This window comes from Pseudoxanthomonas mexicana, assembly GCF_001556105.1.
GTDB classification, from domain to species: domain Bacteria; phylum Pseudomonadota; class Gammaproteobacteria; order Xanthomonadales; family Xanthomonadaceae; genus Pseudoxanthomonas_A; species Pseudoxanthomonas_A mexicana_A.
Genome location: NZ_LSIF01000092.1, coordinates 32,570 through 58,073, shown reverse-complemented (window position 1 = coordinate 58,073; position 25,504 = coordinate 32,570). Strand labels below are relative to the sequence as shown.

Annotated in this window: 28 protein-coding genes; 21 read left to right on the top strand and 7 right to left on the bottom strand. The window is 68.3% G+C overall.

The window, feature by feature from the left end:
* Nucleotides 1-197 precede the first annotated feature (197 nt).
* The gene (gene zapE / locus AX730_RS15975) at nucleotides 198-1,349 is read right to left on the bottom strand and encodes a cell division protein ZapE (RefSeq protein ID WP_062358190.1); all 1,152 of its coding nucleotides are present in this window, start codon (nucleotides 1,347-1,349) and stop codon (nucleotides 198-200) included.
* A complete protein-coding gene (locus tag AX730_RS15970) occupies nucleotides 1,349-2,008 on the bottom strand; it encodes an alpha/beta hydrolase (protein WP_062358188.1) in 660 nt (219 codons plus the stop codon). The genes zapE and AX730_RS15970 overlap by 1 nt, the downstream gene beginning before the upstream one ends.
* Before the next feature lie 130 nt (nucleotides 2,009-2,138).
* On the opposite strand from AX730_RS15970, the gene AX730_RS15965 reads away from it, so the two are divergent.
* On the top strand, nucleotides 2,139-3,053 hold the full coding sequence (locus AX730_RS15965) for an AEC family transporter (protein ID WP_062358186.1): 915 nt from the start codon (nucleotides 2,139-2,141) through the stop codon (nucleotides 3,051-3,053).
* A gap of 71 nt (nucleotides 3,054-3,124) precedes the next feature.
* Entirely contained in the window at nucleotides 3,125-4,276 is a 1,152-nt protein-coding gene (locus AX730_RS15960) for a hypothetical protein (RefSeq protein WP_062358185.1), read from the top strand.
* A 10-nt stretch (nucleotides 4,277-4,286) separates the two neighbouring features.
* Here the strand turns inward: AX730_RS15960 and yczR are convergent, their stop codons facing one another.
* Entirely contained in the window at nucleotides 4,287-5,726 is a 1,440-nt protein-coding gene (gene yczR / locus AX730_RS15955) for a MocR-like transcription factor YczR (protein ID WP_198147222.1), read from the bottom strand.
* 72 nt (nucleotides 5,727-5,798) lie between these two features.
* Here yczR and yczE point away from each other — a divergent pair, with 72 nt between their 5' ends.
* The 9 genes from yczE to AX730_RS15915 all read left to right on the top strand — a co-directional run bounded on the left by yczE (nucleotide 5,799) and on the right by AX730_RS15915 (nucleotide 11,124).
* Nucleotides 5,799-6,476, top strand: a complete 678-nt coding sequence (gene yczE / locus AX730_RS18975; RefSeq protein ID WP_062358181.1) for a membrane protein YczE — start codon at nucleotides 5,799-5,801, stop codon at nucleotides 6,474-6,476.
* Nucleotides 6,473-7,312 (top strand): PhzF family phenazine biosynthesis protein, encoded by an 840-nt coding sequence (locus tag AX730_RS15945; RefSeq protein WP_062358180.1) that lies wholly within the window; start codon nucleotides 6,473-6,475, stop codon nucleotides 7,310-7,312. The genes yczE and AX730_RS15945 overlap by 4 nt, the downstream gene beginning before the upstream one ends.
* 57 nt (nucleotides 7,313-7,369) lie before the next feature.
* Nucleotides 7,370-7,855 carry an MgtC/SapB family protein gene (locus tag AX730_RS15940; RefSeq protein ID WP_062358178.1) on the top strand — a complete coding sequence of 162 codons (486 nt, stop codon included), beginning with the start codon at nucleotides 7,370-7,372 and terminating at the stop codon, nucleotides 7,853-7,855.
* A 398-nt stretch (nucleotides 7,856-8,253) separates the two neighbouring features.
* Entirely contained in the window at nucleotides 8,254-8,634 is a 381-nt protein-coding gene (locus AX730_RS19585) for an energy transducer TonB (protein WP_083537989.1), read from the top strand.
* A 123-nt stretch (nucleotides 8,635-8,757) separates the two neighbouring features.
* Nucleotides 8,758-9,117, top strand: a complete 360-nt coding sequence (locus AX730_RS18970; protein WP_157074300.1) for a hypothetical protein — start codon at nucleotides 8,758-8,760, stop codon at nucleotides 9,115-9,117.
* A gap of 419 nt (nucleotides 9,118-9,536) precedes the next feature.
* Nucleotides 9,537-9,764, top strand: a complete 228-nt coding sequence (locus AX730_RS15930) for a hypothetical protein (RefSeq protein ID WP_062358174.1) — start codon at nucleotides 9,537-9,539, stop codon at nucleotides 9,762-9,764.
* Between the two features lie 120 nt (nucleotides 9,765-9,884).
* Entirely contained in the window at nucleotides 9,885-10,313 is a 429-nt protein-coding gene (locus tag AX730_RS15925; RefSeq protein ID WP_310162909.1) for a VOC family protein, read from the top strand.
* 56 nt (nucleotides 10,314-10,369) lie between these two features.
* Complete coding sequence (locus AX730_RS15920; protein WP_062358171.1) at nucleotides 10,370-10,822, top strand: hypothetical protein; 453 nt, start codon at nucleotides 10,370-10,372, stop codon at nucleotides 10,820-10,822.
* Nucleotides 10,819-11,124 (top strand): hypothetical protein, encoded by a 306-nt coding sequence (locus AX730_RS15915; RefSeq protein WP_062358169.1) that lies wholly within the window; start codon nucleotides 10,819-10,821, stop codon nucleotides 11,122-11,124. Before AX730_RS15920 ends, AX730_RS15915 begins: the two co-directional genes overlap by 4 nt.
* A 10-nt stretch (nucleotides 11,125-11,134) precedes the next feature.
* Here AX730_RS15915 and AX730_RS15910 read toward each other — a convergent pair whose 3' ends face one another.
* Entirely contained in the window at nucleotides 11,135-12,634 is a 1,500-nt protein-coding gene (locus AX730_RS15910; protein ID WP_062358168.1) for an AAA family ATPase, read from the bottom strand.
* 157 nt (nucleotides 12,635-12,791) lie between these two features.
* Between AX730_RS15910 and AX730_RS15905 the strand changes: the two genes are divergently transcribed.
* The 10 genes from AX730_RS15905 (at nucleotide 12,792) to AX730_RS15860 (ending at nucleotide 22,222) form a co-directional block, all read left to right on the top strand.
* Nucleotides 12,792-13,424, top strand: a complete 633-nt coding sequence (locus AX730_RS15905; protein WP_062358166.1) for a ParA family protein — start codon at nucleotides 12,792-12,794, stop codon at nucleotides 13,422-13,424.
* A 27-nt stretch (nucleotides 13,425-13,451) separates the two neighbouring features.
* Nucleotides 13,452-13,928, top strand: a complete 477-nt coding sequence (locus AX730_RS15900; RefSeq protein WP_062358164.1) for a SixA phosphatase family protein — start codon at nucleotides 13,452-13,454, stop codon at nucleotides 13,926-13,928.
* Nucleotides 13,925-14,509 (top strand): YceI family protein, encoded by a 585-nt coding sequence (locus AX730_RS15895; RefSeq protein WP_062358286.1) that lies wholly within the window; start codon nucleotides 13,925-13,927, stop codon nucleotides 14,507-14,509. Before AX730_RS15900 ends, AX730_RS15895 begins: the two co-directional genes overlap by 4 nt.
* Nucleotides 14,506-16,482 (top strand): phospholipase D family protein, encoded by a 1,977-nt coding sequence (locus tag AX730_RS15890; protein WP_232310284.1) that lies wholly within the window; start codon nucleotides 14,506-14,508, stop codon nucleotides 16,480-16,482. Before AX730_RS15895 ends, AX730_RS15890 begins: the two co-directional genes overlap by 4 nt.
* An 88-nt stretch (nucleotides 16,483-16,570) precedes the next feature.
* Nucleotides 16,571-16,999, top strand: coding sequence for a hotdog fold thioesterase (locus AX730_RS15885; protein WP_062358163.1), 429 nt, complete (start codon nucleotides 16,571-16,573; stop codon nucleotides 16,997-16,999).
* 82 nt (nucleotides 17,000-17,081) lie between these two features.
* Nucleotides 17,082-17,879 carry a lysophospholipid acyltransferase family protein gene (locus AX730_RS15880; RefSeq protein ID WP_062358161.1) on the top strand — a complete coding sequence of 266 codons (798 nt, stop codon included), beginning with the start codon at nucleotides 17,082-17,084 and terminating at the stop codon, nucleotides 17,877-17,879.
* Nucleotides 17,880-17,970: 91 nt separating this feature from the next.
* Nucleotides 17,971-18,960, top strand: coding sequence for a YheT family hydrolase (locus tag AX730_RS15875; protein ID WP_062358284.1), 990 nt, complete (start codon nucleotides 17,971-17,973; stop codon nucleotides 18,958-18,960).
* Nucleotides 18,961-19,009: 49 nt separating this feature from the next.
* Nucleotides 19,010-21,076, top strand: coding sequence for a tetratricopeptide repeat protein (locus tag AX730_RS15870; RefSeq protein WP_062358160.1), 2,067 nt, complete (start codon nucleotides 19,010-19,012; stop codon nucleotides 21,074-21,076).
* A gap of 25 nt (nucleotides 21,077-21,101) precedes the next feature.
* Nucleotides 21,102-21,716 carry a YbhB/YbcL family Raf kinase inhibitor-like protein gene (locus tag AX730_RS15865; protein ID WP_062358158.1) on the top strand — a complete coding sequence of 205 codons (615 nt, stop codon included), beginning with the start codon at nucleotides 21,102-21,104 and terminating at the stop codon, nucleotides 21,714-21,716.
* Entirely contained in the window at nucleotides 21,713-22,222 is a 510-nt protein-coding gene (locus AX730_RS15860; protein WP_062358157.1) for an RDD family protein, read from the top strand. Before AX730_RS15865 ends, AX730_RS15860 begins: the two co-directional genes overlap by 4 nt.
* A 15-nt stretch (nucleotides 22,223-22,237) precedes the next feature.
* Here AX730_RS15860 and AX730_RS15855 read toward each other — a convergent pair whose 3' ends face one another.
* The 3 genes from AX730_RS15855 to AX730_RS15845 all read right to left on the bottom strand — a co-directional run bounded on the left by AX730_RS15855 (nucleotide 22,238) and on the right by AX730_RS15845 (nucleotide 25,443).
* Nucleotides 22,238-23,608 carry a hypothetical protein gene (locus AX730_RS15855; protein WP_062358155.1) on the bottom strand — a complete coding sequence of 457 codons (1,371 nt, stop codon included), beginning with the start codon at nucleotides 23,606-23,608 and terminating at the stop codon, nucleotides 22,238-22,240.
* 148 nt (nucleotides 23,609-23,756) lie between these two features.
* On the bottom strand, nucleotides 23,757-24,575 hold the full coding sequence (locus AX730_RS15850; RefSeq protein ID WP_062358154.1) for an META and DUF4377 domain-containing protein: 819 nt from the start codon (nucleotides 24,573-24,575) through the stop codon (nucleotides 23,757-23,759).
* A 70-nt stretch (nucleotides 24,576-24,645) separates the two neighbouring features.
* Nucleotides 24,646-25,443, bottom strand: a complete 798-nt coding sequence (locus tag AX730_RS15845; protein WP_062358152.1) for an undecaprenyl-diphosphate phosphatase — start codon at nucleotides 25,441-25,443, stop codon at nucleotides 24,646-24,648.
* Between the last annotated feature and the right edge of the window lie 61 nt (nucleotides 25,444-25,504).

Here is a 25,504-nt window from a genome sequence, read left to right as displayed (position 1 = left end):
GTACCGACGGCGGGTGAGGGGCGAGCGGAGTGGTGTGGCTCGCGTGCCGATGGTAGGAAAACGTCTTTGACGCTGGACATGCGGCTGCATTGCGCTTCCCCCTCACGCCAATCCTCTACCCCGTGTCGGGGGAGAGGGGGCAGGCTCACCGCGCGACCAGCGGCTTGCCGCGTACGTCGCGCACGGTGTCCATGCGCTCAGGCCTTGTGCGGCGTGGCCAGGTATTCGGCGCTCTGCATCTCGATCAGGCGCGAGGCCGTGCGTTCGAATGCGCCCTGCAGCCGGGTGCCGGAGTACAGCGCGGTCGGCGCGGCGGCGGACGTGCAGACCAGGTTGACGTGGCGGTCGTACAGCTCGTCGATCAGGTTGACGAAGCGGCGCGCCGCGTCCTCGTTCATGCGGTCGAAGGTCGGGATGCCGCCCAGCAGCACGGTGTTGAATTCGTGCGCGACCTCGATGTAGTCCGCCGTGCCGCGCGGGCCTTCGCACAGCGCGGCGAAATCGAACCACGCGATGCTCTTGCCGCGGCCGCGCACCGGGATCTTGCGGCTGTCGATCTCGATGTTGCCGGCCTGCGCTTCTTCGCCACCGGTCAGCTCGCGCCAGCGCGAGGCCAGCCAGCCATCGGATTCGCCATCCAGCGGCGTGCGATAGACGGGCGAACGCGTCAGCGCACGCAGGCGGTAGTCTTCCTGCCCGTCCGAGCGCAGCACGACGCAGTGCTGTTGCAGCAGGTCGATGGCCGGCAGGAAGCCCGCGCGCTGCAGGCCATCCTTGTACAGGTTCTCGGGTGCCGTGTTCGACGTGGTCACCAGCGTGATGCCTTCGGCGAACATGCGTTCCAGCAGCCGCGCCAGCAGCATCGCATCGCCGATGTCGGTGACGAAGAACTCGTCCAGCACCAGCACGCGCAGCTTGCCGCGTGCCTCGCGCACGATCTTCGCCAGCGGATCGCTCTCGCCGGCATGCTCGCGCAACCGCTCGTGCACGCCGCGCATGAAACGGTGGAAGTGCGTGCGGTACTTGCCGCCGCCTTCGCCATGCGCCTTGTTCTGCGATACGGAATACGTCGGCAGCGGCAGGCTGTCGTAGAACAGGTCGACCAGGAAGGTCTTGCCGCGCCCGACGTCGCCCCAGTAGTACAGGCCCTGCACCGTCTCCGGTGCCTTGTTGAACAAACGCCCGAACAGACCCGACGACGCCGGTTCCGCCAGCAGCGCGGTGTGGATGCGGTCCAGCTGCGCCAGCGCGGGATGCTGCGCCGGGTCGTCCTGCCATTGGCCCTGCGCCGCGCCGCGCGCGTACACCTGCGACGGCGTGGGCGCCGTGGTCCGTGCGTCGTCCGCCATCACGCCGGCACGTAGCCTTTCATCGCGTGCTTGATGGCGCCGCGCAGGTCCATCAGCTTGCGGTGGAAGAAGTGGCTGGTCTCCGGCATGCGGATCAGTTCCGGCGGCTGCTTCAGCGTATCGATCCAGTCGTACACCGCCTGCGGATCGACGATCTCGTCCTGCTCGCCCTGGATCACCAGCCAGGGACACGTCGGCGGCGTGATCGCGGCGAAGTCCCAGCGACCGGCGGGCGGTGCGATCGAGACCAGTGCGTCAGGTTGCAGGTCGGCGCTGGCGCGCAGCGACACATACGCACCGAAGCTGAAGCCGGCCAGCCACAGCTGCGTGCCGGGACGCTGTTCACGTACCCACTGCACCACCGCGCGCAGGTCGTCGGCCTCGCCGTCGCCATGATCGAACAGGCCGTCCGATGCGCCGGTGCCGCGGAAGTTGAAGCGCACCGTCACTGCGCCGAGTTCGCGCAGGCTGCGCGCGGCCATGACCACGACCTTGTTGTGCATCGTGCCGCCCTCGGTGGGCAGCGGGTGGCAGACCACCGCGGTGACCGGCGCCACCGGCTCGCCGTCTTCCGGCCAGTCGATGTGGGCCTCGAGCGCGCCGTCGGGGCCCTCGAGGGTGATGGGGCCGGAGGCCGCGGGGAAGGCGGGGTTCGTCATGCGGCCATGATAAGCCCTACGCCACGACGCGATCCGCCATCGCGATGGAACGCGCGACCGACGAAAGCCCAAGCGCATCGCATGGCCGGGTATGCGATCCTGCGGTCCCCACGTCGTATCCCGCTGCACCATGGCATTCGATGCCTTCGCCCTGATCCTGGCCATGCTGGCGCTCGGCATGGCGTTCGCCCGCCTGCGCGCCTTCCCCGACAACGCGGGCGACGTCATCAACCGCGTCGTGCTCTACGTCTGCCTGCCCGCGGCGATGCTCACCTACGTGCCCCGCCTGCGCCTGGACACCTCGTTGATGGGCGTGGTGGTCACGCCGTGGCTGCTGACCGTGGCCACGGTCGCGCTGGTCGCGCTGGCGACGCGCATGTTCAAGTTCCGCCGCGACGAGCATGCTGTGCTGCTGCTGTGCGTGGCGCTGTGCAACAGCAGCTTCATCGGCTATCCGATGGTGCGCGCGCTGCTGGGCGAGCACGCGCTGCCGTACGCCGTGGTCTACGACCAGTTCGGAACCTTCATTCTGCTGTCGACGTTCGGTTTGTACGTGCTGGCGCGCTACGGCGGCGACGCGCCGCCCACGGCGCGCGAGATCGTCCTGCGTATCCTCAAGTTCCCGCCGGTGTGGGCGCTGCTGTTCGGCCTGACGCTGATGCCGGAACAGCCGCCGGCGTGGATCGCCTCTGCCCTGCAGAAACTCGCCGACGCGATGTTGCCGCTGGTGATGCTGGCGGTGGGCCTGACCCTGCAGCTGAAACTGCCGCGCGACGAACTGAAGCCGCTCGCGGTCGGCCTGCTGCTGCGCCTGCTGGTGATGCCCGCGCTCGCCGTGCCGCTGTCGCTGGCGTTCGGCATGCGCGGCGAGATGCTGCAGGCGAACGTGCTGGAGTCGGCCATGCCGACGATGATCACCGCCGCCGCGCTGGCGATCTCGCACCAGCTCGCGCCGCGCCTGGCCGCCGCGCTGGTCGGCTACGGCATCCTGCTGTCGCTGGTCACGCTGCCGATGTGGGCGTGGGTGGTGCAGCGGTTGGGGTGAGCGGCGCCGACGTTGGCGCGCGCGGCGGCTTCGTGCGAGCGTGCGACCTCGTTTCCCGACAGGAGTGGGCAATGCGCAAGCCGGGCAAGGTGGGTCTGTGGCTGGTGTTGATGGCATCCGTGTCCGTGCCATTGCCGGCACTCGCGCAGGAAGGTCCGCCACCGGAAGTGCCGGGCCGGGTCGAGTCCGATCCGCAACTCGCGGCGGCCAGCAAGGCCTGGCATGACGTATGGCGTGCGAATGTCGAGACGCATCTGCGGTCCATTGCGGCGCGCGGCACGCCGCGCGACCTGCTGGTGGCCGGCTGGCTGTGGCCGATGCAGTACGACGAAGCGGGGCGGCCGGAAGCGGCCTCTTGGCGATTGGCGCGCGGATGGGTCCAGGCCGCCTACGCGGCCAGTCGCGGCGACGATCCGCTGGTGGACTGGGCGCTGCTGAACGCCTGTGCGAAGACGGACGCAGGTTGCGACCGGGAGGTGCTGCTGGAGCGCTTGGCGGTGGCCGACCCCGGCAACGCCGAGCCGTTGCTCACCCATTACTCCGATGCCGTCCAGCGCAACGACACCGTGTCGGCCGAGCGGTACTGGCAGGCCGCGACCAGCGCGACGCGATACCGTTCCCGTGCCAACGAGACGGGTCTGCTGATGGCCGAGATGCTGCGACAGGTCCCGATGCCGCCGCTCGATCCTGCATTGGCGGCGGCGATCGGCGAGGACTTCATGCTGGGGCGCGCGGCCACGCCCCACGACATGCCCGATGTTGTGGTGATGGCGATGCATGCGGCCACCGCGATTCCGACCCTGCATCCCCTCACGCAGCGATGCCGTGCGCAGGTCGGTCAATTGCCGGCCGACACCCTGTCCGCCTGCAAGCGGATCCACACGCTGCTGGCGGATGACACGTCGACGCTGTTGTTCCCCGCCATCGCGCTGCCACGCCTGGTGGAATGGGCCGACACCGATGCCGAGCGCGATGCCGCTCGCGAGCGCCTGCGCCGTTTCGCCTGGGTCTACGAACGCACCATGCAGCTGTATCAGCGTCCCGCGGATACGCGGCGCATGCCGGAGGACTACATCGACGTGTTCCTGCGCGATGGCGAGCTCGCCGCCATGCGGCGCCAGCTGGAAGCCAACGGCATCGCCACCCTGCCGCCCGCGGGCTGGCAACCGGACAATCCGCAGTACCGCGCGGCACTCACCGGAAGCCCGGCCGCGACGCGCTGACGGGTCGCCGTCAGGCGATCAGCCGCTTCGTACGCCGCTGCTGCACGCCCGCGTCCTGCGGGCGCGCAGACCATGTCGCCGCCATCGCCCGCACGGCCTGCACCAGCTGCTCTTCCGGCTTGGCGTACGGAATCCGCAGCCAACTGTCGGACCCGCCTTCGACGCTGAAGACCGGGCCGGGTGCCAGGTAGATACCCTGCCGTTCCATGTCGGCGGCCAGTTGCGTGGCGCTGCCATGCGGCATGCGTACCCACAGCGTCAGGCCGCCATCGGGCAGGCGGAAGCGCCAGTCCGGGAGGTGTTCGCGCAGCGCCAGCGCCAGCGCGTCGCGCCGCTGCCTCAGCTGGTCGCGGCGCACCGCGAGGAAACTGTCGGTACCGAGCATTTCCGCGACCACCAGCTGGTCGAACAGCGAGCTGCCCAGGTCCATCTGCACGCGCGCGGCGATGATGCGATCGACGGCGTCGCGCGGCGCGCGGATCCAGCCCACGCGCAGGCCACCCCAGCACAGCTTGGATGCGCCGCCGACGGTATACGCGCCGGGCGAGTGCGTGGCGAACGGTGCGGGCATCGGCGCGTCCGACAGGCAGGTCGACTGCAGCGTTTCGTCGACGATCGCGGTGGTGCGCGTCGCGTGCAGGGCCGCGGCGTAGCGGGCGCGCTGCGCGTCATGCATCAGGAACCCGGTGGGATTCTGGAAATCGGGAATCAGGTAGGCCAGGCGTGGTGCGGTTTGCCGCAGCGTCGCTTCGATGGCGGCCACGTCCCAGCCGTCGTCGCCGAGCGGATCGGCCATCGGCGCGCTGACCAGTCGCGCGCCGCCGAGGCGCAGCGCTTCGATCGCATTCGAGTACACCGGCGACTCGATCATCACGCGATCACCCGGACGCGACAGTGCGCGCGCGACGATGGCGATGGCCGACAGCGCGCCCGAGGTGATGACGATCTGTTCCGGTGCGGTGGGCAGGCCGCGGCGTACGTAGTCCGCGGCGACCAGTCCGCGCAGCGCCGGCAGCCCCGACGGCAGGTAGCCGTCGCTGGCCAGGTAGGCGGGCAGGGCGGTCATCGCACGCGCATAGGCGGCGGCGACGCCCGGCGTGGCACCACCGGCGGCGCAGTTGAGGTCGATCACACCGTCCATCGCATGCGCCTTGCCGACCGCGTGCAGCGCGTGGTCGTGTGCGCGGCGGCGGTCGACCGGCGCGGCGGCATACGTGCCCGCACCTTGCCGCGCAGTGGCGAAGCCGGCGGCGACGAGGTCCGCGTATGCGCGGGTGACGGTGTTGCGCGACACGCCCAGTGCCTGGGTGACGGCGCGCTCGCTGGGCAGGCGGATGCCGAGCGGAATCCGGCCGTCGCCGATCAGTTCCTGCAGGGCCTGGCGCAGGCCGCGGTAGGCCGGCGTGCGGGGGAAGTCGCCGACCAGCGTGGCGAGACGGTCAGGGGCCAATGCACGTTCCATGGGGCCACTATGTCACGATTGGCTCTAGTGGAAAGGGCCAATCCGGAGGATGTTGGCCCCATGAAACCGCCCATCGCTCCCGCTGGACTCGCCAACCTCGGTCCCCTCGCACAGCTGAAAGCCGGCCGCCTGCCGGAACGCCTGCTGCGCCTCCTCGTCGGCCTGTGGCTGTACGGCCTGGCCATCGCGCTGATGATCGAAGGCGCGGTCGGTGCGTCGCCATGGGATGTCTTCCACCTGGGTGTCTCGCACCACCTGCCGCTGTCGTTCGGCATGGTGATGGTGCTGACCGCGGTGGGCGTGCTGCTGGCGTGGATTCCGCTACGGCAGATGCCGGGATTGGGCACCGTCGCCAACACGCTGCTGCTGGGTCCGTTCGCCGATCTCAACCTCGCCCTGCTCGACACACCGCAAGGCCTGCCGTTGCGCTGTGCCTACCTGGTGGCCGGCGTGGTCCTGTGCGCCGTCGCCACCGCGATGTACATCGGCGCGCAGCTGGGGCCGGGTCCGCGCGACGGGCTGATGACGGGACTCGCGCGCCGCACCGGCTGGTCGATCCGCAGCATCCGCACGCTGATCGAAGTCACCGTGCTGGTCATCGGCGTGCTGCTCGGTGGCGTCGCCGGGGTCGGCACCGTGCTGTTCGCGTTCGGCGTGGGTCCGCTGACCCAGTTCTTCCTGCGCTACCTGGTGGTGCGCCTTGATCCGCCCGCGGCCATCGCGGGAGAAACGCCATGACACCGACGATCCTGCGCTACAGCGCGTTCACTACCGATCCTGACGGCGGTAATCCCGCCGGCGTGGTGCTGGATGCGCGAGGCCTGGGCGACGACGCCATGCAGCGCATCGCCGCCGAGGTGGGCTACTCGGAAACGGCGTTCCTGTCGCCGCGCGCGGACGGCGATCTCGACGTGCGCTACTTCAGCCCGCTGGCCGAAGTGAGCTTCTGCGGGCACGCCACCATCGCGGCCATGGTCGCGCAGGCGCGTGCGCACGGTCCCGGCGATGTCGTGCTGCACACGCAGGCGGGACGCGTGCCGGTGACGGTCGATGCCGGCTTCGCCGCCACGCTGACCAGCGTGCCGCCGCGCACCGCGCCGATCGATGCGGCCGATCTCGACGCATTGCTCGCGACGCTGGGCTGGCAGCACGACGAACTCGATCCCGCCCTGCCGCCCGGATTGTCCTACGCCGGCGCGTGGCATCCGATCATCGCCGCCGCCACGCGCGCACGCCTCGCCGACCTGCACTACGACTTCGATGCGCTCGCTGCGCTGATGAAGGCGCGCGGCTGGACCACGGTCAACCTGGTCTGGCGCGAAGATGCGCAGACCCTGCACGCGCGCAATCCGTTCCCGCCCGGTGGTGTGGTGGAAGATCCCGCGACCGGCGCGGCGGCCGCGGCACTGGGTGCGTACCTCGCGGACCGCGACCAGTTGCCCGCGAGCCGCGCCTTCACCCTCCATCAGGGTCACGACATCGGCCGCCCCGGCCTGTTGGAGGTGGCGGTTCCGGCCGACGTGCGCGACGGCGTGCGGGTGAGCGGGACGGCGGTGGAGATCGTCGAGGGCTGACCGTCTTCGCGCCGCCTTGACCTTCCCGATGGAAGCATCGACGCAGGAGGGTCTGCCATGTTCGACGGATGGGAAGCGCAGGTATCGGTGGTCGCGCGCATCGCGTTCGCGATGCTGCTGGGCGGCATGGTCGGTCTGGAGCGCGAGATGAAGGACCGGCCGGCCGGCTTCCGCACGCATACGCTGGTGGCCGGCGCGGCCGCGATGCTCACGGGCATGGGTGAAATGATGCTCGCGGAGCCGCAGCACGACCATGGCGGCCGTGTACAGATCGATCCCTTCCGGCTGGTCGAAGCGGTGATCGCCGGCGTCGCCTTCATCGGGGCCGGCACCATGATCGCGCACCGTGGCCGCGTGGTTTCCGGCATCACCACCGCTGCCTCGCTGCTGATGGTCGCGGTGATCGGCGTGGCGGTCGGCTTCGGTCACGGCTGGCTGGCCCTGCTCGCCACGCTGCTGACGCTCGCCGTGCTGTCGGTGCTGGCGTGGATGGAGCGACGCGTGTCGCGACGCGATTCCGGGGACGAAGACGACGGAGGTTGATCCCTGCAGCACTCCGGCCCCACAAACACCCACTTCCGCATGCCTTTGAGTCGGAATCAGATTCTCCAGGCACGGCGTCCATCTTGCCCAATGGGTTATCTGTTCGGCTAGCTTCCTGCACTCTCTACAGTTCTCTGTGATTGCCTCCTTGATAAGTACGTCGGATTCATTACGCTTGCTATCACACGTGGCATCATCGGCGCTGCACTCGCGTCAGCCATCTGGCTCGTACAGCCAGGTTTGCTTATGACGGCACTTCAACCAGGCACTGCTCCAGGATTCGCGGCTGGCCTTGTATCCGCGATCGTCACCAGACGCCATCCTTGGATGGCCGTCCAACAATTCATCGAAGTCGAACCCGCTTCACGGCCCGGCCAACTCAGGCGTTAGCGCTCATTATGGGGAGTCGTAAGTTGAAGAATTCCATCCTGCTCCTTTTGTTCTTCGCAGCAGATCACGCGCTTGCTGCGGGCCCCGTCATCGAAGTCCCTGTGCAAGCGACGTGCCAAGAGCACATTGCCTCAGAACCGCGCGTTACGGCTCAAGACTGGCCGAAGCGTGCCAGGGGCCGAGAAATCAGCGCATATGTCGTTATCAGCTACAGCCTTGACGGCTCCGGAAAGGCGATGAGCCCAACCGTGACAGATTCAAAGCCAAAGGGACTTTTTGAAGAATCCACTCTCGGCATCCTGGAGCGAACGGAGTTCGTACAGGGCGCTAAAGCGCCATCGTGTACGTATGTAAGAACATATGGCTCAGTCAAAAGGGCTGAGCGTTAGCAGTCCGTTGGCCGCCGCTGCTTTGCGATGGAAGCAGGCACTGCATGAAGAGCTTGCCATGTGGTTGCTTCCACGGAGCTGCGCGGCCTGACTCGGGCGTTGGCCATCATGGAGGGTACGTCGATGTTCAAGCTATGCACTGCACTTCTCGCCACTCTACTTCCAATCTCTGGCTCAGTGATTGCCTCACCGAATGTCTATGAGGTTTCAGCAAGCATCAAGCAGAACGGGCAATCGGTTGCTGCGCCCCGCATTCGCGTCAAGCCAAATGCACCAGCGGAGGTCTCTGTCGCCGGAGACAACCGATTTCGCCTGGCGGTGATAATCATCCCGTCCGAGACGGATGGCTTAGACGTGTCCGTAGAGGTGGATACATCTCAAGCATCACTTAAAAGTGTCGTTACCACATTCGTGGACAAGCCTATCGTTGTCTCGTCTGGGGACCTTGAAGTGACTGTTACCGTCGCTGACGGCGACAGTTAACGATTCATTCGAGCCGACATCGCTTTGTGGCTCGAATCAACCCAGGCATTGGATGCATATGGAGCTAGTTGCGGTAGTCGAGAGTGCGTGGGACTGGACTGGCCTCGAGCCGGATCAGATTGTCGGGGACAACGATTTCGGCAATCTGCTGATAAACGATAAACAGGGTCGCTACTGGCGCCTGTGTTCCGAGGATCTGTACCGCAGGGCCGTGGCGGATTCCGGGGCGGAGCTTGATCGGCTATCGCAGAACCAGGAGTTCCTGCACGATTGGCACATGACGTGCTTCGCAGGGAACAGGGCGCGTGGCGCATCCATTTCTTCCACAGCACCCCGGGCGCCTGCGGAATGAGCAACCCCGACACACTCCCGGCAATGCGGCCATGACAAGATTCCCAGCGGGTGATACAGGACGTCACATGCCGTCAAAGCGCTACTGGTTCCGTGCGAAGACCCATGGGTGGGGATGGGGCCTGCCCCTGATGTGGCAAGGATGGATGGCCTACGGCATGGCAGCGGTACTTTTGTTTGCCAACTTCTTCGTCTTTCCGCCCGCCGGTCATCCAGTTCCTTTCATCGTCACTACGTGGGTGGTCGCGTCGCTCCTCATTGCGGTGTGTTGGATCAAGGGCGAGCCGCTCCGGTAGGAGATGAAACTGGCCCGCATGGAGCTGCGGAGGATGGAGGCCCCGTGTGTTGCCAGTGATGGTGGACTACGCTTTCATTCGTGCAGAGCGACGCTGGGCCGGTCGCGCTGACGATGTTCGATGATCAACCTCGAGGGGCGGGCGATGGCGAAGGTGACGGGAATCGGCGGGGTGTTCTTCAAGAGCCGCCACGACAGCGGGGCGCTGGCAGCGTGGTACCACACGCACCTGGGGCTGCCGCTGGAGACGTGGGGCGGTGCCGTGCTGCGCTGGCCGGACGACACCGCCAGCGACCAGGGCCTGACGGTGTGGACGGTGGCGGAGAAGGACAGCCAATGGTTCAGTCCCAGCGACAGCGCTTTCATGATCAATTACCGCGTGGACGATCTCGATGCGCTGCTCGCCCAACTGCGTGCTGCCGACGTGGAGATCGTGAAAGGCCCCGAGTCGCACGAGAATGGCAAGTTCGCCTGGATCATGGATCCGGAAGGCAACAAGGTGGAGTTGTGGGAACCGATGGCGTGGGATGAGAAGAACAAGCAGGCGTAGTCTTCGCGGCGATCATCGCTCCCACCTCCCCGAACACGACTTGCACGCAGGTGCCCATGGGTTTCATCGATGTCTTCGGCGCAGAACTCACCGCGATGCTGGCGGCGGTCGCCGTCGCCTATTTCCTGGTGACGTTGATGCCCGTGTGGTGGCCGGCGGTGCATGCGTTGCGCCGCAAGCCACGACTGCCACGGCCGTTCCTGTTCGTGGCCACCGCCGCCGCGCTGGTCTACGGTGTCTCGACGTTTCTCGCGCTTGTCCTGTTTGTCCCGATGGCGGTGCTGCGCATCTTCATCGTGCCGCAGCTTGAACAGGCAGGTGCTGCCTACGGTACCGGGCTTGGGCAGGTCACCGGCGTGGCCGGTGATTACGGCTGGATCGTGCTGGTGCTCGTGGAGGTGCTGCTGGCCTGGTATGTCACGCGGCACTTGGCCAGACGATGGACGCACCTGTGCTCGGCCCCCGAGGGCACGCCAACCCTTCGCCGCGATGGAGCGCCATCACCGTGATCGGGTACGTCCTGGTCACGCTGATGCTCGTCGCCTACCTCCACAACTACCTGTGGATCAGTGGGCTGAAGCGCGCGATAGCGCGGGAGCATGCGCGCCATCCCGAGATTGATCAGTTTCGATCGCTTGCGCCGCCTTATCAGCTTGTCCTGAACCTGATCAGGTTCAAGCACTCGCGCGCGCTGCAGGCTCTCCCTGCAGACGAGCAAAAGCTGCAACACCTGTACTACCGGTTCCAGCTCTTCATCCTGGCATCGATACCGATCTCGATCATCTACGCCGTCGCCTACCTGGCGGGCTGAGGTAGACCCGTCAATCGGCCGGCACCGTCCGCTCCCGCGCCCACTCGCGCAGCGCCTGCACCTGTTCGGCCATCAGCACGGACAGCGGGCGGGTGCCGCGGATCTCGTGCATGACCAGGTCGGTGTCGAGCGGCTTCTGCTCGGCATGCGCGGCGTACATCGCGGAAACGATGGCCTGCTCGAGTTCGGCACCGGAGAAGCCGTTCGCCGCGGCGGCCAGCGCCGGCAGGTTGAAGCCTTCCGGATCCAGCTCGCGCCGCGCCAGGTGCACGCGCAGCACCTCGACGCGCGCCTCCGGCGAGGGCAGGTCGACGAAGAAGATCTCGTCGAAGCGGCCCTTGCGCAGCAGCTCCGGCGGCAGGTCCTGCACCTGGTTGGCGGTGGCAACCAGGAACACCTGTCCACTGCCGGCACCGGCCTTGCGTTCCGCCATCCACGTCAGCAGGTAGCCGAGCACGCGGCGCGAGACGCCGCCATCCTCGTCGCCGCCGCTGGCGAGGCCCTTCTCGATTTCGTCGATCCACAGCACGCACGGCGCCAGCTGTTCGGCCGAGGCGAGTGCGGCGCGCAGGTTCTTCTCGGTCTCGCCGTGGTACTTGTCGTACAGCGTGCCGAAATCCAGGCGCAGCAGCGGCACGCCGAAGCCGCCGGCAGTGGCCTTGGCCAGCATCGACTTGCCGCAGCCCTGCACGCCGAGCAGCAGCACGCCCTTGGGCAGGTCCAGGCCGGGCGGCGGATTGCCGGAGACGAACACCGCGCGGCGCTGTTCGATCCAGCGCTTCAGGCGGGTGGCACCGGCGACGTCGGCGAACCGGGCGGTGTCGTACTCGTAATGCAGGTGGCCGCTGCGGTTGAGCAGCTCGAACTTCAGCTTGTTCAGCGCGGGCAGGTCGCTGGCGGTCAGCGCACCATCGGCGAAGATCAGCTGGCGGGCGATGCGGCGCGCGTCGACCAGGCTCAGGCCCTGCAGGTTGCGCACGATCTGCTTGACCGCCTCGCCATCGGCTTCCACACGGCGGCCGCCGTGCTCGCGGGCGTAGTGCTCGGCTTCCTCGCGCACCATCTTCAGCAGCGCCGGGCCGTCGGGCAGGCGCGGATTGAAGCGCACGGCCAGGGCTTCGAGTTCGGCCGGCAGCTCGATCTTGGCGCCGACCAGCACCACCACGTGCGGCAGGCTGTGGCGGCGCTGCATGATGTCGCGCAGCTGGCGCTGGCTGCTGGCGTAACCCAGGTAAGGGTGGAAATCGAGCAGCAGGTAGATGCCGCGCTGGTCGGCCTGCTTGATGGCCTGCAGGGCGGCGCTGGCGTCGGGCGGGCCCACGGCCTCGTCCTCGCGGTCCATGTCCAGCCGGCGCAGCCCTTCGGTGATGCTCCAGCGGAACAGCGCCCGCCACACCTGGCCCAGCGCCTGCCGGAACAGTTCCACCACGCGGGCCTCGTCCTGGGTCTCGATGACGATCAGCGGGGTGTTGGCGCGGATCAGCGCGGTCAGGTCCTGCAGCTCGTTCATGGGGCATCCGGTCCGTGGGGACCGGCACGATAGCAAGCGCCGTACGGAACGGGGAGCCGGAAGGCCCGCGACAGCGGGTCGCGGGGGCCGGACACGCCGGTTCCCGCTTCACTTGTCGCGGTGTACCCTCCGGGTTCTCCAGCAACGAGGTGCGCGCATGAAGACGATTCTGGTCGCCAGCTCCAAGGGCGGCGCGGGCAAGACCACCCTGGCGACCAATCTGGCCGCGTACTTCGCACTGGATGGCAAGCGCACCGTGCTGGTGGACGTGGATCCCCAGCATTCCTCCACCCGCTGGGCCGAGCGCCGGGCGGAACTGGAAACCGCGGTGCTGCCGATCGACGCCAGCGGCAAGCGCGCCTGGAAGGCCTGGTTGCCTGAAGATGCCGAGCGCGTGGTGATCGATGCCCCGGCCGGCGCGATGGCGGACGATCTGGAAAGCTTCCTCGAGCAGGCCGACGCCGTGGTGGTGCCAGTGTTGCCGTCGGCGCTGGACATCGAGGCGACGGTCGGCTTCCTCAACACCATGGCCAAGGTGCCGCGCGTACACAAGCGCAAGCTGCCGGTCGGGCTGGTGGTCAACCGCAGCAAGCCGTGGACGAATGCGTCGCAGCAGGCGGTGGACATGCTGAAGACCTGGCCGTACCCGGTCATTACCCAGCTGCGCGACACCCAGGCCTACGTGGTGATGGCCGGCCTGGGCCGCAGCCTGTTCGATTACCGCTCGGCCCAGGTGCGCGAGCACCAGGCCGACTGGGAACCGTTGTTGAAATGGATCAAGAAGGCCTGAAGGCCAAACTGAAGGAGTCGTTGTCCCATGCGTGAACTGATCCTGCTGCGCCATGCCCATGCCGAACCGGCCACTGCCGGCCAGTCCGACCTGGATCGCCCCCTGTCGCCGCAGGGCCTGGCCGAGGCCGAGGCCGTCGCGCGCTGGCTGAAGGAGCAGGGCCTGGTGCCGGACCGCGTGCTGTGTTCGCCGGCGCGGCGCACGCGCGAGACGCTGGAGGCGGTGCTGGCCACGATCGGCTATGTGGAACAGCGGCTGGAAGAGCGCATCTACGAGGCCACGCCCGGCACCCTGGCCGATCTGGCCGACCAGCACCGCGAGGCCGAGCGCCTGCTGCTGGTCGGGCACAACCCGGGCCTCGAGCAGCTGGCCGCCCTGATGTATTCCGGCGTGACCAGCGAGTACCGCGGCATGCCGCCGGGTGGCGTGGTGGTACTGACGCTGCCGGTGGATGCGGCGATCGAGCCGGGCGTGGCGCACCTGTCCGCTTTCTGGTGGCCATGAAGTCCGATCTGCCGCTGGCCGTCTGGCTGGCCATGCTGTGCCTGGCCCTGCTGTGCGCCGCACCCGCATGGGCGCAAGGGCGCAACGATTTCGATCCTGCGCACACACGGCTGGGCTTCGAGTTGCGCACGCGCTGGGGCCAGGTGCTGGATGGCCTGTTCCCGCGCTATGAAGGCTCGGTCGAGCACCTGCCGGATGGTCGCCAGCAGGTGCGCCTGCGCATGTACACGCGCGAGGTGGAGATCATCGACCACCAGCGCTACGGCGACTGGGCGCGCAGCGAGAAGTTCTTCGACGCCGACCACTATCCGGTGGTCACCTTCACCTCCAGACCCTACGACCCGATGCTGCTCTACGACGGCGGTACGCTGGAGGGCGAGCTGAGCATCAAGGGCATCAGCCGGCCGCGCAGCCTCGAGGTGGCGGCGGCGACGTGTTCCCGCCCTGCGGTGGACTGCGACGTGGTGGCCACCGGTGCGGTGCGCCGCAGCGATTACGACATGGACGACTGGATGCTGGCGGTCAGCGACCGCGTGGTATTCGTGTTGCGCGCACGCATCCGGAGCGCAAAGACCCCGTGAACCCCGGTTTTTCCTCGCTTGCCGCGCGTTGCGTGGTGCTCTGCGCTGCGCTGCTGGGCACCGCCTGCGCCAGCCTGTCCGATCGCCAGCACGACCGCGCCGCCGGCATCGCCCTCGCCGCGCGCTCGACGGTGGTCGAGTGCACGCAGGCCGATGCCTGCGCACTGCCGTCGCCGCTGTACGACCTGGCGGCGCAGGCGCGCGCGGAATCCACCGCCGTGTCGCCCCGCCATTACGCGGTGATGCTGGACAAGGGTTCCGATGCGTTGCTTGCGCGGCTGAACCTGATCCGCAGCGCGCGCGCGCGCATCGACCTGCAGACCTACATCTTCGACAAGGACGACAGCGCGCGGCTGGTGCTGGATGAACTGCTGGCCGCGGCGCGGCGCGGCGTGAAGGTGCGCGTGCTGATCGACCAGCTGTCCGCGATCGCCGACCTGGAGATCCTGGCTGCGCTGTCCGGTTCGCACGAGAACTTCGCCATCCGCATCTACAACCCCAGCTTCGGCAAGGCCAAGCTCAACTACCTGGATTATGCGGGCAGCGTGCTGTGCTGTTTCCGCCGTTTCAACCAGCGCATGCACACCAAGCTGTTGCTGGTGGACGACCGCATCGGCATCAGCGGCGGGCGCAACTACCAGGACGACTATTTCGACTGGGATGCGGAGTACAACTTCCGCGACCGCGATGTGCTGGTCGCGGGGCCCGAGGCCGGCGCGATGGCGACGAACTTCGATGCGTTCTGGAATGCGCGCCGCAGCGTGCCGGCCGAACGGCTGAACGACGTCGGCCGCACGCTGCTGGAGGGTGGCGTGCCGGCGATGCCGGTGCCGCGCTACCTGCGGCCGGAGCGCGTGCAGGCGGCGAAGGACGAGGCGAGCGATCCGGACGTGATGCGGGCGCGCTTCGTCGATGCGGCGTACCGGGTCAGCCACGTGCGCTACATCGCCGACCTGCCGCAGAAGCACCGGCGCGAACGGCGCGACGACGATGCGCCCGCCGCACCGGAACTGGAGGCGCTCATCCGCAGTGCGCGGACGGAAGTGCTGCTGCAGACGCCGTACCTGGTGATGTCGAAGCAGGCGCAGACGATGTTCCGCGAGATGCGCGAACGCCAGCCGCCGCCGCAGGTGGTGGTGTCGACCAACAGCCTGGCCGCCACGGACAACCCGATCGTGTACTCGATGTCGTTCAAGTACAAACGGCGGTACCTGCGCGAGTTCGGCTTCCGCATCCACGAATACAAGCCGTTTCCGGAAGACGCGCCGGTGGATTACGCCGCGCTGATGCAGGATGGGCCGCCGGTGACATCGCCCGGTGATGCGGGCGCCAGCCGCAGCCGCAGCGGTGGCATCCGGGGGCCGTCGGGCTCGATCGGGCCGTCCAGCGGCGGGTCGTCCGACGCCGGTGAAACCACGCGCCGCCTGCAACGCACCGAGTCGCGACCCTCGTTCTTCAGCAGTGGCGCGGCGGCGGAGCCGTTGCCGCTGAAGCGTGCCGGCGTGCGCATGGGCCTGCATGCCAAGTCGATGGTGATCGACGGCGAGATCGCGGTGATCGGCACGCACAACTTCGACCCGCGGTCGGAGAACTACAACACCGAAGCGGCCGTGGTGATCAACGACACCGCGTTCGCGCAGGCACTGGCCGGCAGCATCCGTCGCGACATGTCGACAGAAAATGCCTGGACGATCGCGCCACGCGCCAAGCCGGTGGTGTTCTCCGGCCTCGACTACAGCCTGGGCAAGGTGTCCGAGGCGCTGCCGATCTTCGACATCTGGCCGTGGCGCTACGCGACCAGCTATGAGTTCCAGCCCGGCCCGGATTGCCCGCTGCCGGTGACGCCGAAGGATCCCGCGTTCCATCGCTGCTATGTCTCGGTGGGTGATTTCCCCGAGGTCAACGTCGGCCCGAAGTGGCTGTACACGCGCGTGCTGACCGCGTTCGGCGCCGGCCTGGTGCCGATCCTGTAAGGCCTCCGAAGAGAGCCGTCGGCGCTCGACCTCGCTGCCCGCCTCGTTTCCCACGCGTATCGCTTCCCTTTTGCAGAGAACCTCCGCCATGGCCTTCCGTGCTCCCGTCGATCTCGCCGCCGTCAACGCGCACGCCGCCAACACGCTGGTGTCGAACCTCGGCATCGTCATGACCGAAGCAGGAGAGGACTGGTTGCGCGGCACGATGCCGGTGGATGCGCGCACCGTGCAGCCGTACGGCATCCTGCACGGCGGCGCGTCGGTGGCGCTGGCGGAAACGCTGGGCAGCGTGGCGGGCAACCTGTGCGTGGACACGACCAAGGAGATGGTCGTGGGCCTGGAGATCAACGCCAACCACGTGCGCGCGATGCGCGGCGGCGTGGTCACCGGTACCGCGCGGGCGCTGCATGTCGGCCGCAGCACGCAGTTGTGGGACATCCGCATCGAGAACGACGACGGCAAACTGGTCTGCGTGTCGCGGCTGACCTTGGCGGTGGTGCCGGTATCGAAGGGCTGAAGGGAACGGGAACTGAGCGGGTGGCCCACCGCGCGCGGCGTTTCGCTCACGCCGGCCGCCTGACTCCTGCTATCGTGACAGCATGACGCCGCCCCCTGTTCATGTTGCTGGCGGCAGCGGTGTCGCGCGGGCGTTCCGCTACGCGTACCGCGTGCCGTTGCTGCTGGTCCACCTGCTGGTCTTCCTGCCGATCGTCCTGCTCTGCCTCTCGCCGCTGCTGGCCGGGGTGCGGGTCGGCGACGAAAGCGTGGGCGACGTGGCGGTGCGCTGGTGGTCCAGCGGCCTGATGCGCATTTTCGGATTCCGCCTGCGCCGGGTCGGCACCCCACTGCCGGGCCCGACGATGTTCGTGGCCAACCATGTCAGCTGGATCGACATCGAGGCGCTGCACAGCCAGCGGATGATGGGGTTCGTCGCCAAGCAGGAAATCCGCGGCTGGCCGGTGGTCGGCTGGCTGGCGGCGCAGGGCCACACCATCTTCCACCAGCGCGGCAGCCAGGAATCACTGGGCGGCGTGCTGCAGGCGATGATGCAACGCCTGCGCGAAGGCCGGCCGGTCGGTGTGTTTCCCGAGGGCCGCACCCGCGATGGCCACACGGTGGGGCCGTTCCATGCGCGCATCTTCCTGGCCGCGGTCGAGGCCGGGGTGCCGGTGCAGCCGGTGGCGCTGCGCTATGGCGCCCGCGGCAGTGCGCAGCCGGTGGTGGCGTTCGGGCCGAAGGAGAGCTTCTTCGCCAACTTCCTGCGCCTGCTGGGCGAACCCGCGCGCACCGCCGACATCTGCTTCCTCGAGCCGATCCGCGTCGCCGACGTCGAAGGCCGCCGCCGCATCGCGGACCTGTCGCGCGAGCGCATCGTCCAGGCGATGGCCGAGGCCTGAGCGGCCGGCGTGACGGCATGGCGACGTATTCGAGGGAATACTCCATCCCCCGGTGCCACCCTCGTACCGCTGCCGCCGCGATGACCCCATGATCACTGCCGCCGATTTCCGACCCCCGCGCTGGCTGCGCAACCCGCACCTGCAATCGGTGCTGGGTTCCAGTGCGCTGCGCCGTCGGCTGGCGCTGCGGGCGTTGGCGGGCAGCGGCGCGGTGACGCTGGAGCACATCGTGGACGGTGGCGACGGGGTGCGCCTGCAGGGCTTCCTTAGCCAGATTCCCGGCCGCACGGCGCGCGGCCTGGTGCTGCTGCTGCACGGCTGGGAAGGCAGCGCCGATTCCAGCTACATGCGGCTGACGGCGACGCAGTTGCTGAAGCGCGGGTTCGACGTGTTCCGGCTGAACTTCCGTGATCACGGCGACACCCACCACCTCAACGAGGACCTGTTCCACTCCAACCGGCTCGACGAGGTGGTGCATGCCGCGCTCGACGTATCGCGGCGCTTCGCCGGCGACGTGCCGATGCGGGTGGCCGGGTATTCGCTGGGCGGCAACTTCGCGCTGCGGCTGGCGCTGCGCGCGCCGGCCGCCGGACTGGCGCTGGCGCACGTGGCCGCGGTCTGCCCGCTGCTGGACCCGGCCATCACGATGGACCGCATCGAGAGCGGGCTGCCGCTGTACGACTGGTACTTCGCGCGCAAATGGCGCCGTTCGCTGGAGCGCAAGCGCGACCTGTTCCCGCAGCGGCACGATTTCGACGACGCGGTGCTGGCGCTCGACATCCGCGCGCTGACCGACTGGCTGGTGCAGCGGCACACCGCGTTCGGCACGCTGGATGCGTACTTCGACGGCTACGCCATCGCCGGCGAGCGGCTGGCGGGGCTCAGCGTGCCGGCGCACATCCTGATGGCCGAGGATGATCCGGTCATCCCGTTCGACACGTTCCGCGACTGGGCGCTGCCGGCGCAGGCCACGCTGGAGATCGCGCCGTGGGGCGGCCACTGCGCCTTCATCGAGAACGTGGCCGGCGACGGTTACGCCGAGCGCTGGGTGGCGGAGCGGCTGGCCGGCAGCGCCGCCTGAGCCGGGAAGCCCCGTTACAATCGGCGTTTGACCGAACGCTGGTAGCCCCATGTACGACACCATCCTGGATGCCCTGCGCCGTGGCGCCGTGGCCGATGCCCTGATCGCTGCCGAGGCCCTGGTGGCCGGGCGTCCCGACGACACGCAGGCGCTGCGCTGGCTGTCCACCGCGCAGATGCAGGGCGGCCAGCCCGAGGCCGCGCTGGCCACCATCGATCGCGCCATCGCACTGGCGCCCGACAACGCCGACCTCCACCTGGCCCGTGCCGGCGTGCTGGTGGGCAGCCGCCGCAACGAGGACGCGCAGGCGGCATTGAGCCAGGCGACGGTGCTGGATCCCAACCAGTTCACGGCCTACCTGATCCAGGGCCAGCTGGCTCTGGGCCGCGGCGACCTGGACGACGCCGAGCGCCTCGCCCGGCTGGCCGCGCGTGTCGCGCCCGATCATCCGCAGCTGGCGGCCATCAATGGCATGGTCATGCTGCGCCGGGGCGATGCGGATGGCGCGCTGAAGGTCGTGACGGCCGCCATGAACGTGGCGCCGGACGATGTGCAGCTGCGTTACGCGCTCGGCTTCATCCACATGGGGCTGGGTCACTGGGCCTTCGCCGAGCAAGCCTTCCGCGGCGTGGTCGAGAAGGTGCCCGGCTCGGACAGCCTGCGCAGCCTGATCGCCGACCTGATCCGCCGACAGGGCCGGCCCGCAGACGCGGCCGATGAACTGGCGCCGCTGGTCGCCATCAATAACGCGCCGGCACTGCACCGTTACATCGGCCATCTGCGTCTGGCGGCGGGACAGAACGACGAAGCACTGGCAGCACTGCGCATCGCGCTGGCCGGCCAGCCGCGCGATCGCGAGACCGTGCTGGCGATCATCGAGGCCTGGCGCCGCCTGGGTGCGCAGGACGATGCGCGCAACACGCTGGATGCGGCGCTGGCGACCACTGCGGACGTGCATGATCTGTGGCTCGCACGCCTGCTGTTCGAAACCGTGGGCAGTGCGGAAGCGCGCACCGTGGTCGAGCGCTGGATCTCGGCGATGCCGCAGCATGCGCCCGCACTGGAGGCGCAGATGTCGGTGCTGGATGCGAGTGGGGACCATGACGCGGCCGAGGACGTCGCCCGTCGCATCATCGAACTCGAGCCGGGACGTGCCAGCGGAGAACAGCGTCTGGTGGAAGGCCTGCTGCAGCGGGATCCGGCGGCAGCGATCGCGCGGGCCGGTGAATTGGCCTCCAAGGCGGACGATCCCGATCAGCAGCACAGCCTGCGCAGTTGGCAGGCGTTCGTGTGCGACCGCGCGGGCCATTACGCTGAAGCGGTGGCAGGCTGGACCGCGCTGGCGCACGCGATGGCGCCGTCGCGCCTGCCGCTCTGGTCGCGGACCGAGGCTCCGGTCGCATGGCCGCCACGTGCCGTGCAGCCGGATGGCCCGGCCGTGCGTCCCTTCCTGGTATGGGGCCCCCCGGGCACCGTCGTCGAATCGCTGGCCGGTGTGCTGGGCTACATCACCGACGAGTTTCGCGGAGACCGTTACCTGCCGCAGCCGCCGAACGATGGATTCCAGAACTACCGCACTGCGGAGGCGCTGTCGACCGGCGAGCTGTCGGCCGACGCCTTCCTGCGTGGATGGCGGGACGCGCTGCCTGCCCGCGGCGTGCAGGACGGACGGGTGATCGACTGGCTGCTGCTGTGGGACAACGCATTCCTCACGGCATTGCGCCCGCAGCTGCCACAGGGGTGCCTGCTGCTTGCCGTGCGCGATCCCCGTGACGCCTTCCTGGACTGGCTGGCTTTCGGTGCGCCCGCACCGCTCGCGCTGGATGACCTCCAGCATGGTGCAGCGTGGTTGGCCGGCCTGTTCGATCAGATGGCCGATCTCCACGAAGAAGATCTGTATGCGCATCGGCTGATCCGGATGGACGACATCAAGGACGACGCGGGCGCCGTGTCCGCCGCCCTGGGAGCGGCGCTCGAGGTGCAGCTGCCGGTTCCACCGTCTTCGGGTGCACGTCGCTTCCCGGCCGGCCATTGGCGTCATTACGCCGAAGTACTGGCCGGGCCGTTCGCCGCGCTGACGCCGGTGGCGGTGCGGCTGGGTTACCCGGAAACCTGATTCCCCCCACGAGCAGGAGCCACGCATGCGTCTCTGGAGCGACAGTTTCGAGAACACCACATCCATCCCGGCCGCGTTCGCGATGGGTCAGCCAGACGGGTTCGCCGCCAACCGCAACCCGCACCTCGCGTGGGAGGGCGTGCCGGAAGGTACGAAGTCCTTCGCCCTGCTGTGCATCGATCCGGACGCGCCGACCGTGCCCGAGACCGTCGGTCGCGAGGATGTGCAGATCCCGGTCGAGCAGCCGCGCGCGCACTTCATCCACTGGGCGATGGTCGACATCGCGCCCGACGTGCGCGACATCGCGGCGGGTAGCTGCAGCGATGGCGTGACCGCTCGCGGCAAGCAGCAGCCTGCCGGACCGGCCGGCGCGCGACAGGGCCTGAACGACTACACCGGCTGGTTCGCCGGTGACGCGCAGATGGGCGGCGACTACTACGGCTACGACGGCCCGTATCCGCCGTTCAACGACCTGCGCACGCACCGGTATTTCTTCCGCCTGTTCGCGCTCGATGTTGCTTCGCTCGACGTGCCGGCGCGCTTCACCGCCGGTGACGTCGAGTGCGCGATGCAGGGACACGTGCTGGGCGAGGCGCTGGTTTACGGAACGTATTCGTTGAATACGAAGGTGCAGGGATGAATCCGGCGGACGGGGACAATCCCTACGAGAGTCCCCGCAGTGTAGTCGACGACCGTGCCGGCGAAACGGTGGTGCTGATGCCGGCCACCAAGCTCCGGCGCTTCGTGCACTGGATGATCGACCGGATCATCGTGGTCGGCATCATCTTCCTGGCCATGATCGTCGCGGGCATCGTGGGTGGCGACGAGGTGCTGGACTGGGCGGAACGAATGACCTGGTGGCAGGACCAGCTGATCGGCGCCGCGGTGATGATCGTGTACTACACACTGATGGAAAGCACGACAGGGACGACGATCGGCAAGCTGCTGACGCGTACGCGCGTCGTCGACGAAAGCGGCCGCAGGATCAGTTTCAACCAGGCGTTGTTGCGCAGCCTGAGCCGCGTGGTGCCGTTCGAAGCGTTTTCGATCCTGTTCGCCGACGACGAAGATCCGCGCGGGTGGCACGATCGCTGGCCGCGCACGCGCGTGGTGCTCAGGCGCCGTCCGGCCGCGCTTTCCGCTTGATCCGCAGCAAACGCATCACCTGGCGGCGTTTCGCCAGCGCCAGCGCCCGTCGGCATCGATGACCAGGCATGTGTCCGAGGAAGGGCATTCCCGGGCCACGCGGATCTGCTCGGGCGGCAGGCCGAGCCGCCATGCCAGGCCCATCTGGCCGATGGCGTAGAAGCGCTGCTCGTCCGCCACGCCGACATGCAGGGGGGCGGCGACCGGTTGCCGTTCCAGCGCCTGCAGGGTCGCCTCCGCCCAGTGCGTACGGCCGATGAGGCCGGGATGATCCAGCCGCCGCGTGCCTTCCACGGCGATCCACGACGACACGGCGATCAGGACGGCGACCACCAGCGCGACGCCATCGGCGGCCACGCAGCGCGCCAGCACGATCACCGGCAGGATCACGGCGATGGCGGCGTAGTACTCGTAGCTGTTCCAGGCGAACAGGAAGTACGGCGCATACGCGAGCCCGGCGAAGGCCGCGACACACCACCACTGCAGCGGCGTCAGCAACGTGCGCCCGCGCCAGCCGGCGATCGCCCACGCGGCCAGCATCGGCAGCGCGGTGGCGGCGATCCAGGCCAGGCCCTGCATGCGTTCGCCCGCGACCGCCATGCGCATCGCCTCGCGCGGGACGTTCAGCAGCCACGCCACGAACGAGGCCGCGTTGCGCAGCACGTTGCTGCCCAGGCTCAGGTCGTAGGACGCGTCGGTGTTGGCGGTGAAACGCGAGCGCAACGACAGCCAGATCGCGACGACGGCCACGCAGGCCAGCCAGGCGACGAGTTCGCCGCGGTCGAGCCGACGTACGACGACGAATGCGGCGACCACGAGCATCAACGCAGGCGTCAGCGCGGCGGATTCCTTGCTCAGCAGCGCCAGCGCCAGCCACACCGGCAACGAGGCCAGCAGGAGCGGGCGCAGCCGGAGGGTGGCGTCGGCGCGCGCGATGACCCAGGCCGCAAGCAGCAGCGTGGTGAACAGCGTCAGCATCGCGTTGTTGGCCGCTGCTGCCCAATGCACCGGCAACAGGTGCAGGGTCAGCGCGCCATACACGGCACCGGCGAAGGCGGCGATGCGGCCGGCATGCGGCCAGCGGCACGCGCGCGCCAGGCGGAAGGCGAACAGGGCCACACCGAGCGTGGCCAACACATGCAGGACCAGGCTGACGATGTGCGCCGCATGCGCGCTGCCGCCCAGCGCTGCGTCGACCCAGCGCCAGTAGCCTTCCTGCGAAAGAGGGCGCCAGAACCGCGGCGGCGACGACGGCCAGAAATCCGACCACCAGGGCGCGCCGGCGGCGTTAGTCGCGTGCGCGGCGTGGAGGAAAACGTAGTCGTCGCCCCAGAACGGCGTCTGCAGCGCCGGCCACCACATCAGCAGTGCGGAGGCGGCCAGCAAGGCAACGGCGATCCACGGAAGAGGAGAAGCGTTCCTTGCGGAGTGATTCATCAGGTACGCGTCGATGCCGGTGACGCGCCACTATAGCGTCTGGTCCCCAGCACCGATGCGCGTCATGCGGGCACGACGCGCATCGGTTGCAGAGGCGTCACTTCTTCTCGCTGGCCGACTCCACCACCATGTCCAGCACGTAGGCCTTCGAGGAGGCATCGGCCGGCGGGTTCTTCACCGTGTAGCGATCCACGCGCAGCACGTTGCGGATGCCGGGCTCCTGCGTGTAGCCCTCGATGCTGTCGTAGAAATGCTGGAACTCGCCGGGCGTGCCGACCTTCAGGCCCTTGTCGTCGTACTGGATCTCGCGCACCTGCAGGCACTGCTTGTCGGGGATTAGCGGGTGGCTGCAGGGCTTGGTCTCGGACGCGACCTCCAGGAACACGCGCTCGCCGGCACCGCCGTAGCGGGTTTCCGCGGTGGGTTCGCCGGCGAAGGCGAGCACGTCGCCGGTGGCGGTGGTCAGCGTCAGCGTGGGCGGCTCGCCAGTGGTGGTCGCCATCTTCAGCGTGCCTTCCAGGCGCTTGCCGACTTCCTGGTCCAATGCCATGACGGCGCTGTCGCCACAGGCCATCTGCGTGGCGGCCAGGCGCCCGGCCGTCAGTGAACTGTCGGAGGCGGTATACGTGCCGCCCATGCGGTTGCAGGTATTGGACACGCCGACGCGACCGTCGCGGAAATCCAGTTGCACCGGTTGATCGGCGCGCGCGAACAGTGCCGCGATGCGCTGGCCCTGCGCATCGGTCGCCTCGCTGAGTCGCCAGTGGTACTTCGGCAGCAGCGCCGCATCCGCCATGCTTGGTGCGACCGCAGGTACCGCTGCTGCGGGCGTCACGTCGGGTGGAGAGTCTGGCTCGGCGGGCTTCGTGCAGGCAATCAGGGCCAGTGGCAGGGCAAGCAGCAGCAGTCGTTTCATGGTGATGTCTCCCGAAGGTGGACTATCCGAACGCATGACGGGTTGGATCGGGGTGAAGCGCCCGCCCGGCTCAGGCGCCTGCCGGCATCAGCAACAGCAGCAGCGCGCCCAACACGATGCGGTAGACGGCGAAGCCGGTGAAGCGGTGCGCCTTGATGAAGCCGAGCAGCCACTTCACCACCATGAAGCCGGTGACGGTGGCGGCGGCGAACGCCAGCGCGACCTCGCCCCAGTTCTCGGTGCCCAGCGCGTCATCCTTGACCAGTTCCAGGAACGCGTAGCCGCTGGCCGCGAACATGGTGGGGATGCCGAGGAGGAACACGAACTCCGCGGCCGACGAGCGCCGGCTGGTACCGGCCAGCATGGCCATGAAGATCGCCGCGGCCGAGCGCGAGGTGCCGGGGAACACGCCGGCCACCACCTGCGCCAGACCCACCAGGATCGCGACCTTCCACGTGATCGTGGCGACGTCGCCGCGTTTTTCTGCGAAGTGCTCGGCGATCAGCATCCAGACGCCACCGAGGATCAGTGCCCAGGCGATCGGCGTGACGGTCTCCGGCAACTCCCAGCCGGCCAGTCGCACCGGCAGGCCGACCAGCGCGGTCACCAGGAAGGCGGCGGCCAGTTTCATCGAATAGTCGCGCGCCTCGGCATCGCGCCAGCAGCCGGTGGCCAGTTCCCAGATCCGGCGGCGGAACACCAGTGTGGTCGCGAGGATCGCGCCCGCCTGGATGACGATGTTGAAGAAGTCCGAGCGCTCGCCCAGCCAGTGTTGCGCGATCAGCAGGTGTCCGGTGCTGGACACCGGCAGGAATTCGGTCAGGCCTTCGAGGATGCCGAGCAGCAGCGCGGCGAGCAGGTCGGTCATGGGGCTCGCGTGAGGGGCGACGGAGAGGCGCAAGGATAGAGGAAAGCCGAATGCACCGTAA